This window comes from Pseudomonas sp. S150, assembly GCF_004526365.1.
Lineage (GTDB): Bacteria > Pseudomonadota > Gammaproteobacteria > Pseudomonadales > Pseudomonadaceae > Aquipseudomonas > Aquipseudomonas putida_A.
Map to the genome: position 1 here is coordinate 4,523,600 of NZ_CP038207.1, position 12,991 is coordinate 4,536,590.

Below are 12,991 nucleotides of genomic sequence, written 5' to 3' on the forward strand. Positions count from 1 at the left end.
TTGAAGGCCGTTTTTTTATTTTGGCAACACCGGTGATGGCTGCTCGGCAGGCTTGGCTGCGCCGACTTCTTTGCCCGCCTGAACCGCCGCCAAGGTTGTTTGTATCGCTGCATACAGGTTGGCCTGACTGGCGAAATAGCCACCCACGACAATGCTGACCACACCAAACAGATGCACAGCCGTTGCCATCCAGACGTTGGCATTGACGGTACCCGCCTTTTTGAGCGCCTCTCTGGACTCGATGGCAATGCCTTGAATCATCGAGTCGTAGCGTTTATCCCGTTCGACCTGAATGCGCTCATTCGCCTTGTCTCGCTCTGCCTGGGAGCAAAGGAACTCTCGGATATCTGCATGCACTCGCTCTACCCGAGCATCCATCCTTGCCTCGATGGTCTCGATCCTGGCGTTGAATTCTTCACGGCTGATAGCGTTCATGGCTTGTGTGTTACGACCTTTGCTCAATGTGTCGAAGCTTTGATATTGCTCGAATTCCCTGGCTTTCAATCCGATCCCCTTCCCTGGGTTAGCGATACCTTCTCTGGCGCACCGATTTCCTGGCGCTGCGAGTTGCATCAACCTTAGGACTGGCGCTCCAAGCCCACAAGCCGGCAGATTCTGCTGTGGATGTAGGGCGTTTCATCAGACGATGTAGCTTCTCCAAAGCGCTTTGAGCCGTCACTCATTCTCCAGTGCAAACGCCTCGACAATCTGCTCAATCACCGCCCTGACCCGTGCGGTGTGGCGCAAGTCCGCGTGGGTCACCAGCCAGACCTCATACGGTTGCGGGCGATTGCGCTCCGGCCAAAGCCTGATCAGGCCATCGCGCTCGCCCATGTACAGCGGAATTTCTCCTACGCCCAGGCCAGCCGCAATCGAGCGGCGTACCAGCAGACTGGAGCTCAGGCTGGCGACAATCCGCCCGCGATGCAGCGGTTCGCAAACCAGCGTCATGTCCTTGTGCGTCTGCAAATACGGTTGGTAGACCACCAGATCATGGCCTTCGAACGCCGTACCCTGAGGCGGGATGCCATGGGCGTCGATATACGCCTGTGATGCGAACAATCCCACGGGCCAGCGCGCAATCCGCCGCGCGATCAGATCGGGATTGTCAGGCCGGGTATTGCGCACGGCGATGTCGGCCTCGCGCTTGGCCAGGCTGAGGATCTGCGTAGAGGCGTCCAGTTGCACACGCACGTCCGGGTGCAGCGCGTGCAGGCGGCTAATGGCCGGGATCAGGAAGTCGATGGCCAGCGAGTCGGTGGTGCTGACGCGTACGGTGCCGGTCAGACGATCATCCAGGCCCTGAATCTGCCGCTCAAGTTCCAGCGCCGACTGCTCCATTTTCTCCACGCTTTTGAGCGCGGCTTCGCCGACTGCGGTCAATGCGTAGCCGTCGGAGGTGCGCAGGAACAAGGTCGCGCTCAGGGACTTTTCCAGCGCCGTGATCCGTCGCCCGACAGTCGCCTGATCCACCCCCAAAACCCGCGCTGCGCCGCGTAAGGTCGACTCTCTGCATACTGCGAGAAATACCCGCGCATCATCCCAGTTCATGCTGCCCTCCACCGATGCGAATTTGCATCACTATAAAGCCAAATCGCTGCATTACCGCAGCAAAGATAGCCGATATCCTGAGCGCCATAGACCTTCCTCAGGAATGCTGTCATGCGTACATCCACCTCAGCGTTACCGATTTTCTCGGGACTCTGCGCCAGCCTGGTCGGCATTGGTCTGGCGCGTTTTGCCTACACACCGCTTATTCCCTCGCTGATTCAGGCGCAGTGGTTTTCTGCCAACGACGTGGTCTACCTCGGCGCAGCCAATCTGGTCGGCTATCTGATCGGCGCCCTGCTCGGCCGGCCGATAGCGCGGCAACTGGGCAATAAAAACGCCCTGCGACTGATGATGCTGCTGGTCACCGCAGCGTTTTTTGCCTGTGCATTTCCATTGTCGGTGAGCTGGTTCTTTGGCTGGCGGTTGTTGTCGGGGATTACCGGCGGCGCAATTATGGTGCTGGTGGCGGCGACTGTTCTGCCCCACGTGCCGGCATCCCGCAAAGGGCTGGCCAGCGGTGCGATTTTTCTCGGTATCGGCCTGGGCATCGCCGCCTCCGGAACCCTTGTCCCGCCCTTGTTGAATATGGGCCTGCCCGCCACCTGGTTGGGACTGGGCGGATTGTCGTTGTTGCTGACCGCGATCAGCTGGTTTGGCTGGCCTGCTGATCTACCGCACCCGACCGCCACTCACGCAGGCGCGACGGTTGAGCCAACGCCCTCCGCCGTCTATTTGCTGTTCGGCCAATACGCATTCATGGCCGCAGGTCTGGTGCCGGCCATGGTGTTTCTGGTGGATTACGTGGCTCGCGGGCTCGGTGCCGGGGCGCAGATTGGTGCACTGGTTTGGGTGATGTATGGCCTGGGCGCAATTGTCGGCCCGGTAAGTTACGGCTTTCTCGCGGACCGGCTTGGCGCGCGGATGGGCATCCGGCTGGTATTGGTGGTGCAGGCGATTGCGCTGGGACTGCTGGCGGTTTCCCACTCTTTCATGGCGTTGGCCGTGCTGGCAGTGATCATCGGTTCATTCCCGCCCGGCATCGTCCCGCTGGCCTTGGCCCGCGTGCATGAACTGGTGCCGGATCACCATCGCCAGCAAATCGCCTGGAGCCGCGCGACCGTATCGTTTGCCACGTTTCAGGCGCTGGCCGGATTTGCCTATTCGGCGCTGTTCAATGCCACGGGCGGTCAGCACGCAATGCTCTTCGTGATCGCCGCAGGGGCGATTGCCGTGGCGATCCTTCTGGAGCACGCCCTGAAATGGCTGCCCTCAGCGACTGAACCACGCGTCTGTGAAAATTGAAGGGAATCATTGCCCGCGGGCTGCGCTCCCATCTTCAGAACCTAAAGCAACAGGAATCGACATGACTTTGCCCAACGAAATGACCCGGATCGAAATCACTCAACCCGGTGGCCCGGAAGTCTTGCAAGCCAAACGTGTGTCCCTGCCCGTCGCGGCAGCCGGCGAAGTGCTGATCCGCGTGCATGCCGCCGGGATCAACCGCCCCGACGCCCTGCAACGCGCCGGCAAATACCCGATGAAGCCGGGCATGAACCCGATCCCCGGTCTGGAAGTGGCCGGCGAAGTGGTGGCGCTGGGTGCCGGTGTCAGTCAGTTTGCCGTGGGGGACAAGGTCTGCGCGCTGACCAACGGTGGCGGTTACGCCGAATACTGCAACGTCCCGGCCGGGCAAACCCTGCCGATCCCCGATGGACTGGATTGGGTGCAGGCCGCCGCTATCCCGGAAACCTTCTTTACCGTGTGGGCCAACCTGTTCGGCCTCGGCGACGCTCAGCGCGGTCAGCGCGTGCTGATTCACGGCGGCACCAGCGGCATCGGCACCACCGCGCTGATGCTGTGCCGCGAGTTCGGCATCGAAGCCTTCGCCACCGCCGGCAGTGCCGATAAATGCGCGGCAATCAGCAAACTGGGTGGGCAGCCGATCAATTATCGCGAGCAGGATTTCGCCACGGTCATCGCCGAAAAAACTGCAGGCCAGGGGGTGAACGCGATTCTCGACATCATGGGCGCCTCGTACCTCAACGGAAATGTCAGCGCGCTGGCGATGGATGGCCGGCTGGTGATGCTGGGCTTTCTTGGTGGCGGCAAGGCCAACGACATCGACCTGCTGGCGATCATGGCCAAGCGTGCGGTGATCACTGGCTCGTTGCTGCGAGCGCGCACCGCAGAGGAAAAAGCCGAAATTGCCGAGCAACTGCGCGAACACGTGTGGCCGGCGCTTAACGCCGGACGCTGCCTGCCGATCATCGATAAGGTTTATTCGCTGAACGATGCCGCCCAGGCGCATGCGCGCATGGAAGGTGGCGACCACATCGGCAAAATCGTCCTGCGCGTGGGCTGAGCTGCAGCATTTTGTAATCGTTGCGAGTAGACGGTGGTCGAAAAAGTCACGCGCAGACCGAGCCTTCTGGTAAAAAGCCTTCTTTGTCTGCGTTGTGGTGAACCGTTTAATGTTCCTGTCCTTCATGACCCGTTTGCGTCGTCGCCGTCTGGCGTTCGCCTGCATGGCTGCGCTGATCATTGGCGTGCCGACGAGTTGTGCGGTGCTCGAACACACCGAGCGCAAACTGCTGTTTCGCATCGAACCGGGCACGGCCGGCTGGTATCACGGCTTGCCGGGCAGCGTGCAGGAACTCGACTTGCAGCCCAAGAGCTTCAAGGCCGGGCAGAATATTCATGCCTGGTGGTGGCCCGCAGAACGACCGAACGCTCCGGCGATTCTCTATCTGCATGGCGTGCGCTGGAACCTCACCGGACAGCTGTTCCGCATCGAGCAATTGCGCGCGGCCGGCTACTCGGTACTGGCGATCGACTACCGTGGTTTCGGCCAGAGCAAGGGCGATCTGCCTTCGGAAAGCAGCGTGTACGAAGATGCCCGTGTGGCGTGGGAGCGCTTCAAACTGCTGCAGCCCGACCCGAGCAAGCGCCTGATCTACGGTCACTCCCTGGGCGGTGCCGTGGCGATTGATCTGGCCGCCGAACTCGGCCAGGACGCGGCTCGGGACCATACCCCGCTGCCGGTCAAAGGCCTGGTGATCGAGTCGACCTTCACCTCTCTCGCCGATGTGGCGGCGGCGGTGGCCAACACTTCGCTGCCGGTACGCTGGCTGCTGTCGCAGAAATTCGACTCCATCGACAAGATCGCCGAGATTCACATGCCATTGCTGGTGGTACACGGCATGGCCGACGCGTTCGTGCCGCCACGCTTCAGCGAGCAGCTGTTCAACGCCGCCCGACAACCGAAACGACTGCTGTTGGTGCCGGGTGCCACCCACAACAACAGCATGGCGCTGGGCGGGCAGAATTATCGCAAGGCGATCGATGCGCTGATGCAGTCCAAACCCGCGCCGCGCGTGGCCGGCCCAGCATTGGTGCGCAGCGCGCAGGATTCCTAGCGATAGCCGCGAGCCTGCAGATCGAACAGCTTGGCGTAGTGCCCGTTTGCAGCGATCAGGCTGTTGTGATCGCCCTTCTCCAGTATCCGTCCACCCTCCAGCACCATGATCTGATCGGCATTGCGCACACTGGAAAAGCGATGGGAAATCAACAAGGTCATGCGCCCTTCGGTGTGTTGGCTGAAATGCTCGAACACTGCCGCTTCCGCTGCCGGATCCAGCGCCGAGGTCGGTTCGTCGAGAATCAGGATGTCGGCATCGCGGCGCATGTACGCCCGGGACAAGGCAATCTTCTGCCATTGCCCGCCCGATAACTCCTGACCGCCAGCAAACCAGCGGCCCAACTGCGTGGCATAGCCACGGTCGAGGCCTTCAATGAACGGCGCGGCCATGCCTTCGGCCGCTGCGGCCTGCCAGCGCGATTCATCGTTGAACGCCGAGGTATCCCCCACGCCGATGTTTTCGCCCACGGTGAACTGGTAGCGAATGTAGTCCTGAAAAATCACGCCGATACGCCGCCGCAAAGTGTTCTCTTCCCAATCCTGCAAATCGCTGCCATCAAGCAGAATCCGCCCCTGATCGGGCCGATACAGGCGCGTCAGCAATTTGATCAGCGTGGTTTTGCCTGAGCCGTTCTCCCCCACCAGCGCCACACTCTTGCCCGGCACCAGGTGCAGGTCGATGCCTTCCAGTGCGGCACGGCTGGCCCCCGGATAGCGGAAACCGACGTTCTCAAAACGCAGGCCATCACCCGGACGCGCGCCGACGGTGAGATGACCGCAATCAGCCAACACCGGTTCGGCCAGATACTCATACAGGCTCGACAGGTACAGACCGTCCTCATACAAACCGCTGATCGCACTCAGGCTGCTGCTGACCGCACTCTGCCCCTGCTTGAACAACACCAGGTACATGGTCATCTGACCGAGACTGATATTGCCGTGCACCGCATCGATCACCACCCAGGCATAAGCCAGATAGAACGCCCCGGTGCCGAGCAAGCCGAGACCGAAACCCCAGCCATCACGACGCAATGTCAGACGCCGATCCTCGGCGTAGAGCTTGGCAAAAGTGTCCCGATAACGCTGCAACAGCAACGGCGCAAAGCCGAACAGCTTGACCTCTTTGATATAGGCCTCATGGGACAGCAAGGTTTCGATGTAATTTTGCTGCCGACTCTCCGGGGCACGGCGGGTGAACAGGCGGAAAGCGTCGCCGGAGAAATGCGCCTCGGCAAAGAACACCGGCAACGCGCCAATGACCAGCAACACCAGCGCCCACGGCGAAAAATGCACCAGCAGCACACCGAAGCTGATCAGCATGATCAGGTTCTGGATCAACCCCAGCGACTTCATCACCAACGCCAGCGGCCGGGTCGAGGCTTCGCGGCGCACGCGCACAAGCTTGTCGTAGAACTCGGAGTTCTCGAACTGCACCAGCGACAGGGTCTGCGCCTTCTCCAGAATCAGCGTGTTGACCTTCTGCCCCAACTGCACCCGCAACAACGACTGCTGCACCGAGAGCGCCCGTTGTGTACCGGACAACAACGCCAGCACGCCCGCCTCCATCAGCACATAACGCAACACCGGCCACAGCGGTGCATCGCCTTGCTGCGCGTGCAACTGCATCGCCGTCACCACCGCGTCGACAATGCGCTGGCCCAGCCATGCGGCCAACGCCGGCAGAACGCCGGCAATCAGGGTCGCCAGCACCAGGCCCAGAAACAACCCGCGTGAAGTCGCCCAGACCAGCAACAGGGCGCGCCGGGCCTGATCGAACAGGGCGTTGAAGCGGGAAATCAAAGGCATGGCAGAACAAGCTCGATAGGTCGTACAGGGTGTCATGGTACTCCGCAGGTTTTATCCGTGCTGAAGCGCGGTGTTTTCAGAAGAAAAACATCTGGAAAAACTCTGGCCGTTGCGGCGTCCAATGCTTTGCTATGGTTTAACCGCCTTTCGCGGAACCTGGCGAAAATCGCCTCTCTCCGCGCCTACTGCCAGGAACGCCATCATGCGAATCAATCCCTACCTGATCTTCAACGGCAACTGCCGCGAGGCCTTCACCTTTTACGAACAAGCCTTGCAGGGCAAACTCGAAACAATGATGACCTACGGCGAAACACCCGCCGCCGAACACGTACCGAAAGAGCACCACAACCTCGTCAACCATACCTGCCTGAAGGTTGGCGACCAGATGATCATGGCCTCGGACACCACACCTGATCGCCCGACCGGGGGCATGAGCGGGTGCTCGATCTCCCTCAACGTCGACAGCATTGCCGAAGCCGAGCGAGTGTTTAACGCGCTGGCCAAGGACGCTCGCGTCGACATGCCGCTGCAAACCACGTTCTGGGCCGCCCGGTTCGGCATGCTGGTCGATCGCTTTGGGGTGTCGTGGATGATCAATTGCGAGACTGACAAGTAACGCCGACGTTTCGTCAGGCATGAAAAAGCCCAACCTCTTCAGGTTGGGCTTTTTGATTTATCGCTGGGCCAGCTCATGCCGCACGCATTGTTCGTAATAGGTCTGCTTGACCGCTGCAGGTTTGAGCTTCGACGTGCTGTTGTAGGTCTGCTCGGTAATCCCCATCGCCGTCATGCGCATCCACGGTTGCTGGAACTTGCGCACCTGCAACTGCTTGCGCGCGCCGTACAACGAGATCCCCGAGAGCTTCGACTGTTGTGCGCCGGCGGCGATGTCCGAGCCCCACGTACAGGCAAACCGGTGACTCTTGCTCAACTCCCTCGCTTCAATGGTCGAAGCGAAAGCAGCCAGGGAAAGCGTTGCAACGGTTATGACAATCGTCCGCATATAGCCAACCTAACCTTTTGAAAAAAGGCGATTTTGCCGGGGAAGCCCAAGCCTGGGGGCCAGCAAATTGCCGCATTTGCGAGATTGATCCGGGCCTGCGACGCGATCAGCGACAGCTGCGGACCTCAACCCGCAGACGCTCGGGGCCCGCTTCCGAGCATTCGATAGTGACCGGCAAGAAGCGCTCGATCACCGCGATGTTGCTGTGCAGATGCTCGGTCATCCTTGGGGTGGTAAATGATCCACCGCCGGCCAGCGCCATCGGCAGCAGCAACTGATCGGCGAGGTGTTCCGCCATCGCAGCGTCACTGCGTAACCAGTCTGTCGCCTGATTGATTGCGGTATCAGCGACCTTCTCCGCCCGTAACAATACCTGGCCAAAGGCACTGAAGACTTCGGTGACCTGCTCGAACACGTACTCCAGTAACAGCACGTTACCGGGGCCACGCGCCGGGTCGAGCGTGATCGGATGCAAAGTTTCCGCTGCCCAGCGCAAGCGTTTCGCCACCTGATTCAGTTCACGCGCGGCGACGCTCGGTGCGAGACCGGCCGTCAGCGCCAAGGCTTGCTGCGACAGCAGCGCCCCACGCTCACACAGGTCCAGCGGCGTCAGTTGCGACGGCTGCACCGTGACGTCGATCTCACCGCCACCGGCCGGGACAAAGCCGTGACGCAGCAGATCCAGCTCAATGCCGGCACCCATGCGCCGCATCAACGGCAACCAGCTGCGCGTAAGGAAATCGACAGGCGGCGCCAACGGATTATGCGTACCGCCGCTGATCCGTACGCGACTTGTGCCCGGCGCCTGCAACAGCGCCGGCAGCAATGTCTGCAACACCAACGTGCAACTACCGGCCGTGCCGATCGCAAACCGGTAATCACCCGAACGAATCGCTCCCGGCTCGAAGCGCAACTCCTGCGAGCCCAGTTCCGCTCCCGCGATCCGTGCGCCGCAGACTTCGGCGGCCGCCATCACTGCCGTCAAATGCTGGCGTAACAATCCCGGCCGACTGCGGCGGGCACGAATCTGTTTAATGCGAAACGCCTGGCCCGTCACCATCGACAGGCTCAGCGCGGTGCGCAACACCTGACCGCCGCCAATCGCGCCGTCCAGTTCAATCACTTGCGGTTCCATTTCAATCCTTACGCATACAGCCCGACGACGTCCCTGAGGTAGTCATCCAGTCGTCGCGAGTCTTCCTGAGTTCTGAGTAATGTGGGCACATCGCGCTCGAGTTCGGCAGTGATGAACCTGTGCAGCGCCGGACGACGCGGGCCGTAGGCGCGCTCGTCGGCATTGCGTTTAAGTGCCAGCAGTTCGTCGACTTCAGCCAGCAGTGCGCGGTCGTCGACCGTGGTCAGCAGCTCGGCGAAGGTCATCGGTGGACGCCCACGCCCCTGATCGATCCAGCGCACCGCCAGCAACGGCCGCAGCACGTAGAAGTACTTCTTGAACCGTACGCTGTCGCCTTGCAGGTACTGGCGAAAGTTGTTTTTCGCCATCGACAGATAGTGGTTGCGGGCTGCCGGCGGGCTGTAGAACGCTTCGGCCAGCTCCCGCAGTTGCGTAACCTGCGCGCTTTCGCTGCGGTACACCAATGGCGAGTCGAGCCACTCCAGCAACGTCGGGTTGGACTTGCGCAACAACCCGAGGGTCTTGCGCAGTTCCCAGCCGCTGACGTCCAGCTCGTCGTCCAATGGCCGCTCGATCACAGCGCGCGGCGTGTCGACCTGAACGAACCACTGCGGTTTTTCCACGTACACGAACCGGACGTCGTAGTCGCTGTCGGTCGAGGCAAAGCCCCAGGCCCGACTGCCGGACTCACAGGCGTACAACACCGTGACATTGCGCTCGCGCTCTATACGCGCCAACTCTTCCAGTACCCGCGCACGCATCGTGGCGCACAGCGGGTGGCGTTCTGCAAATTCCATGACTGCTGATCCTTTTATCCTTTGACGCACACCACTTGCCGCAGGGTGTGCAGCACTTCCACCAACTCGCGCTGGGCGTGCATGACTTTGTCGATGTCCTTGTAGGCCATCGGAATTTCGTCGATCACCGCTTCGTCCTTGCGGCACTCGACATGCGCCGTGGCGCGGATCTGGTCTTCGACGGTGAATGTATTCTTTGCCTTCGTTCGGCTCATGGTGCGGCCGGCGCCGTGGCTGCAGGAGCTGAACGACTCTTCGTTGCCCAGGCCGCGCACAATGAAACTCTTGGCGCCCATCGAACCCGGAATGATCCCGAGTTCACCTTTCTTCGCCGACACCGCGCCTTTGCGGGTGACCAGGATTTCTTCGCCGAAATGCCGCTCTTTCTGCACGTAGTTGTGGTGGCAGTTGACCGCTTCCAGCGCCACCTCGAACGGTTTGCGAATGATCTGGCGCGTGGCCTGAATCACCGCGCGCATCATCAATTCGCGGTTCTGTCTGGCGAAGTCCTGCGCCCAGCTCACCGCTTCCACGTAATCATCGAAGTGCTGGCTGCCTTCTTCGAAGTACGCCAGGTCACGATCCGGCAAGTTGGCGATGTGTTGCCGCATATCCGCCTGAGCCATCTGAATGAACAGGTTGCCAATGGCGTTGCCGACACCGCGAGAACCACTGTGCAACATGAACCAGACCCGGTTGGCTTCATCCAGGCACACTTCGATGAAGTGGTTGCCGCTGCCGAGCGTGCCCAAGTGCCCACGGTTGTTGGTGTTGGTCAGTTTCGGGTACTTGTCGGTGATCAGTTTGAAACGTGGCTGAAGCCCCGCCCAGGCCTGATCGGCTTGCTGCGGAATCTCGTCCCATGCGCCCTTGTCGCGCCGAGAACGGTTCGAACTGCGGCCATGGGGCACCGCTTGCTCGATGGCGCTGCGCAGACCTTGCAGGTTGTCCGGCAAGTCGGCTGCGGTCAGCGACGTGCGTGCGGCGATCATGCCGCAACCGATGTCCACGCCGACGGCCGCAGGGATGATCGCGCCCACCGTCGGAATCACGCTGCCAATAGTCGAGCCCTTGCCCAGATGCACATCCGGCATCACCGCCAGATGCTTGAAGATGAATGGCATCTTTGCCGTGTTCATCAGCTGCTCGCGGGCCTCGTTTTCCACCGGGACGCCTTCGGTCCAGAGTTTGATCGGCTTGCCGTTGGCGACTTCGAGCAGTTGGTAAGTGTGTGCTTTCATTTCTCTATTCTTTATTCGTTGGCCGATGATTCGGCGTTGTTCCGTCATGTGCAGCGACAAAAAAACAGACACTGTGGCTCTGCCAGTCGAGCCCCCGTTGCCGGGGCGGGATTCGAACCCGCGTTCCGATGGAGTACCTGTTGCATTCGCTGCCTTCTTTTTCAATAAGGTGGCACGACAAAAGTTGATGACTGTTGCGCGTCGCCGCGCACCGGGGTTAACCGGCCTCAGATGTACAGCCATCAGGCATTCGTGCCGTCACACACGCTGACAAGGGTTTGATGAGACGTCTTGGATGTAGTCCCACCGGCATTCAGCGCCTGTGACAAATCAATTCATTGCATATTCTCGATTGCTTCGACCCAGTGCTGCGCGCCGTAACGGCCGCTGGTGAACTGCTCGACCACATCGAACACTGCATCGCTGAAACCGCCGACATTCAGAATGTCATCGCGGTCCGCCGCCTGCGTTGCATAACCCGGCTGGATATCGATGCACACCAGCCGTGCCTGCGGGTTGATCCGCTTGATGCGCTCCCACTGGAGCATGGTCTCACTGGCACCACGGCGCCGCGTGTCGATCCAGGACTCGTTGTCCGATACCAGAATCAGCGTATCGACCCTGGCCTTGCTGTCCGCCAGTTTCTTCAATGGCGCCGAGCAGTTGGTGCCGCCGCCAAAGGCCGCGGCCAGTTTCTCCGCATTGCTGATCACGCTGTCCCGTGGATTGAGCTTGATATCCACCACCTTCACTTCGAACGGCATCACCCGCGCCGCCGGCTGTTTGCGCAACACCGCTGCCGCGACCAGTGCCGCCACATCGATGCAACGCACCGCCGTGGTCACGCCCTGACGATAACCGGTCGCCGGGCTGCCCATCGAACCCGATATGTCCGGGCAAACCACCACCGCGCCTTCCAGCTTCGGCACGTTGGCCAGCGACAACTCAAGTGCTTCCTGCAACGCCTCGCGGATCTGCAGCGGTACGTTATCGCCAACCATCCGATAGGCCGCCAGCAACTGGTATGGATAAACCCGCGCCTTAGCCACTTCTTGCGGATCTGCAAGTCGCGCGGCCACGTACTCGACGCAACCCGGAACCTCGAACGCGCCATGCCGCGCCAGGGTGTTGAGGTTGATGCGCAACCCCTGCCAGCCCATGTTGCAGGCCTGCGCCGCCCATTGCTCTTTGCTCAGAATTTCGTTGCCGAGCAGTTGAAACGGTACTGCGGGGACTTCGCGACTCGCACCGCTGCGAAATGCCAGCAAATCACGGGTCAACTCGGGCAATGCCTGCACATCCACCGGTTTGCCGATCAGCCAGGCGAAGAACGCTTCGCGCCAGGCCTCAGCCGGCTTTGGGTGAACCATCTTCACCACGTCCGCCAGCGATGGCTGGTTGCCAATCGACGCTTGCAGCAGTTGACGTTCGGTCGCGCGGTTCAGCCAGTTCTGCACCAGACGCTTGGGTTGCGAACCGAGGGATTTGCGCCCGGTGGCGCCACTGCGCAGGATCTGCACGTAGTTGCGCAACATCTTGCCGCTGTCGATCACTTGTTCAAACACCTCAGGTACCAACGTCGAACGGTTCGCCGTTAACGCCGCGAGCAGCAATGCCGGCATGTCTTTCATGTGGCCCTTTTGGCGAGCGTAGACAGCAGCCTTCGCCACGAAACGGCTGTCGAGTTCAGCCACCAGCTTCAACACTTGATCCAGCTGGCTTTCAGCGCTGGCGTAAAACGTCTGGTTCAGGCAACCGGTGACCGCCAGTTGAGCCAGTTGATGCTTCGGCGTGTAGGCATATGCCGAGGCGCCGGAGGCATTCAAAGTGTCGCAGGCTGCCAGCTGTTTCGATTGCGTGTTGAAGAGTTTGAAGTTGGCCATCGTGGCGTCTCGCTGTGTTGTCCTGTTCGTTGCGATAGGTATTGCAGCGGCTGTGCCAGTTTTTGATAGGCGCAAAATTTATTTTTTATCTTATTGATTTATATAGTTTTTTTATTTTTTATCGATTTCTTTGAGCTGAACCAAAGACAAACCCAGT

At 60.4% G+C, this 12,991-nt stretch carries 12 protein-coding genes; 4 read left to right on the forward strand and 8 right to left on the reverse strand.

Annotation, left to right across the window (positions count from 1 at the left end):
- Positions 1 to 15: 15 nt before the first annotated feature.
- Together E3Z29_RS20695 and E3Z29_RS20700 are read right to left on the reverse strand one after the other, a co-directional pair.
- On the reverse strand, positions 16 to 504 hold the full coding sequence (locus tag E3Z29_RS20695) for a hypothetical protein (protein ID WP_247842636.1): 489 nt from the start codon (positions 502 to 504) through the stop codon (positions 16 to 18).
- A 171-nt stretch (positions 505 to 675) separates the two neighbouring features.
- Positions 676 to 1,551 carry a LysR family transcriptional regulator gene (locus tag E3Z29_RS20700; protein WP_134786798.1) on the reverse strand — a complete coding sequence of 292 codons (876 nt, stop codon included), beginning with the start codon at positions 1,549 to 1,551 and terminating at the stop codon, positions 676 to 678.
- A gap of 111 nt (positions 1,552 to 1,662) precedes the next feature.
- On the opposite strand from E3Z29_RS20700, the gene E3Z29_RS20705 reads away from it, so the two are divergent.
- From E3Z29_RS20705 to E3Z29_RS20715, 3 genes are all read left to right on the forward strand, one after another.
- Positions 1,663 to 2,853, forward strand: a complete 1,191-nt coding sequence (locus E3Z29_RS20705) for a YbfB/YjiJ family MFS transporter (RefSeq protein ID WP_134786799.1) — start codon at positions 1,663 to 1,665, stop codon at positions 2,851 to 2,853.
- Between the two features lie 61 nt (positions 2,854 to 2,914).
- Positions 2,915 to 3,913, forward strand: coding sequence for an NAD(P)H-quinone oxidoreductase (locus tag E3Z29_RS20710; protein WP_134786800.1), 999 nt, complete (start codon positions 2,915 to 2,917; stop codon positions 3,911 to 3,913).
- A gap of 109 nt (positions 3,914 to 4,022) precedes the next feature.
- Positions 4,023 to 4,967 (forward strand): alpha/beta hydrolase, encoded by a 945-nt coding sequence (locus E3Z29_RS20715; protein WP_098964607.1) that lies wholly within the window; start codon positions 4,023 to 4,025, stop codon positions 4,965 to 4,967.
- Here the strand turns inward: E3Z29_RS20715 and E3Z29_RS20720 are convergent.
- Positions 4,964 to 6,775, reverse strand: coding sequence for an ABC transporter ATP-binding protein (locus E3Z29_RS20720; protein WP_134786801.1), 1,812 nt, complete (start codon positions 6,773 to 6,775; stop codon positions 4,964 to 4,966). The genes E3Z29_RS20715 and E3Z29_RS20720 overlap by 4 nt on opposite strands.
- A 202-nt stretch (positions 6,776 to 6,977) precedes the next feature.
- Between E3Z29_RS20720 and E3Z29_RS20725 the strand changes: the two genes are divergently transcribed.
- The gene (locus tag E3Z29_RS20725; RefSeq protein ID WP_134786802.1) at positions 6,978 to 7,391 is read left to right on the forward strand and encodes a VOC family protein; all 414 of its coding nucleotides are present in this window, start codon (positions 6,978 to 6,980) and stop codon (positions 7,389 to 7,391) included.
- 57 nt (positions 7,392 to 7,448) lie between these two features.
- Here the strand turns inward: E3Z29_RS20725 and E3Z29_RS20730 are convergent, their stop codons facing one another.
- From E3Z29_RS20730 to E3Z29_RS20750, 5 genes are all read right to left on the reverse strand, one after another.
- On the reverse strand, positions 7,449 to 7,778 hold the full coding sequence (locus tag E3Z29_RS20730) for a hypothetical protein (protein ID WP_134786803.1): 330 nt from the start codon (positions 7,776 to 7,778) through the stop codon (positions 7,449 to 7,451).
- A 106-nt stretch (positions 7,779 to 7,884) separates the two neighbouring features.
- Positions 7,885 to 8,913: an RNA 3'-terminal phosphate cyclase gene (gene rtcA / locus E3Z29_RS20735; RefSeq protein ID WP_134786804.1), complete on the reverse strand. Its 1,029-nt coding sequence runs from the start codon at positions 8,911 to 8,913 to the stop codon at positions 7,885 to 7,887.
- 8 nt (positions 8,914 to 8,921) lie between these two features.
- Complete coding sequence (locus E3Z29_RS20740; RefSeq protein ID WP_134786805.1) at positions 8,922 to 9,710, reverse strand: nucleotidyltransferase domain-containing protein; 789 nt, start codon at positions 9,708 to 9,710, stop codon at positions 8,922 to 8,924.
- Between the two features lie 14 nt (positions 9,711 to 9,724).
- Positions 9,725 to 10,951, reverse strand: coding sequence for an RtcB family protein (locus E3Z29_RS20745; protein WP_027611573.1), 1,227 nt, complete (start codon positions 10,949 to 10,951; stop codon positions 9,725 to 9,727).
- 335 nt (positions 10,952 to 11,286) lie between these two features.
- Positions 11,287 to 12,834, reverse strand: a complete 1,548-nt coding sequence (locus tag E3Z29_RS20750; RefSeq protein ID WP_134786806.1) for a TROVE domain-containing protein — start codon at positions 12,832 to 12,834, stop codon at positions 11,287 to 11,289.
- Positions 12,835 to 12,991 lie beyond the last annotated feature (157 nt).

Excerpts from the sequence above, each read along its gene's own strand:
- E3Z29_RS20730 (WP_134786803.1), bottom strand. The coding sequence starts at position 7,778 with ATGCGGACGATTGTCATAACCGTTGCAACGCTTTCCCTGGCTGCTTTC.
- E3Z29_RS20740 (WP_134786805.1), bottom strand. The coding sequence starts at position 9,710 with ATGGAATTTGCAGAACGCCACCCGCTGTGCGCCACGATGCGTGCGCGG.
- E3Z29_RS20705 (WP_134786799.1), top strand. The coding sequence starts at position 1,663 with ATGCGTACATCCACCTCAGCGTTACCGATTTTCTCGGGACTCTGCGCC.
- E3Z29_RS20700 (WP_134786798.1), bottom strand. The coding sequence starts at position 1,551 with ATGAACTGGGATGATGCGCGGGTATTTCTCGCAGTATGCAGAGAGTCG.
- E3Z29_RS20715 (WP_098964607.1), top strand. The coding sequence starts at position 4,023 with ATGTTCCTGTCCTTCATGACCCGTTTGCGTCGTCGCCGTCTGGCGTTC.
- E3Z29_RS20750 (WP_134786806.1), bottom strand. The coding sequence starts at position 12,834 with ATGGCCAACTTCAAACTCTTCAACACGCAATCGAAACAGCTGGCAGCC.
- E3Z29_RS20725 (WP_134786802.1), top strand. The coding sequence starts at position 6,978 with ATGCGAATCAATCCCTACCTGATCTTCAACGGCAACTGCCGCGAGGCC.
- E3Z29_RS20710 (WP_134786800.1), top strand. The coding sequence starts at position 2,915 with ATGACTTTGCCCAACGAAATGACCCGGATCGAAATCACTCAACCCGGT.
- E3Z29_RS20720 (WP_134786801.1), bottom strand. The coding sequence starts at position 6,775 with ATGCCTTTGATTTCCCGCTTCAACGCCCTGTTCGATCAGGCCCGGCGC.
- E3Z29_RS20745 (WP_027611573.1), bottom strand. The coding sequence starts at position 10,951 with ATGAAAGCACACACTTACCAACTGCTCGAAGTCGCCAACGGCAAGCCG.
- rtcA (WP_134786804.1), bottom strand. The coding sequence starts at position 8,913 with ATGGAACCGCAAGTGATTGAACTGGACGGCGCGATTGGCGGCGGTCAG.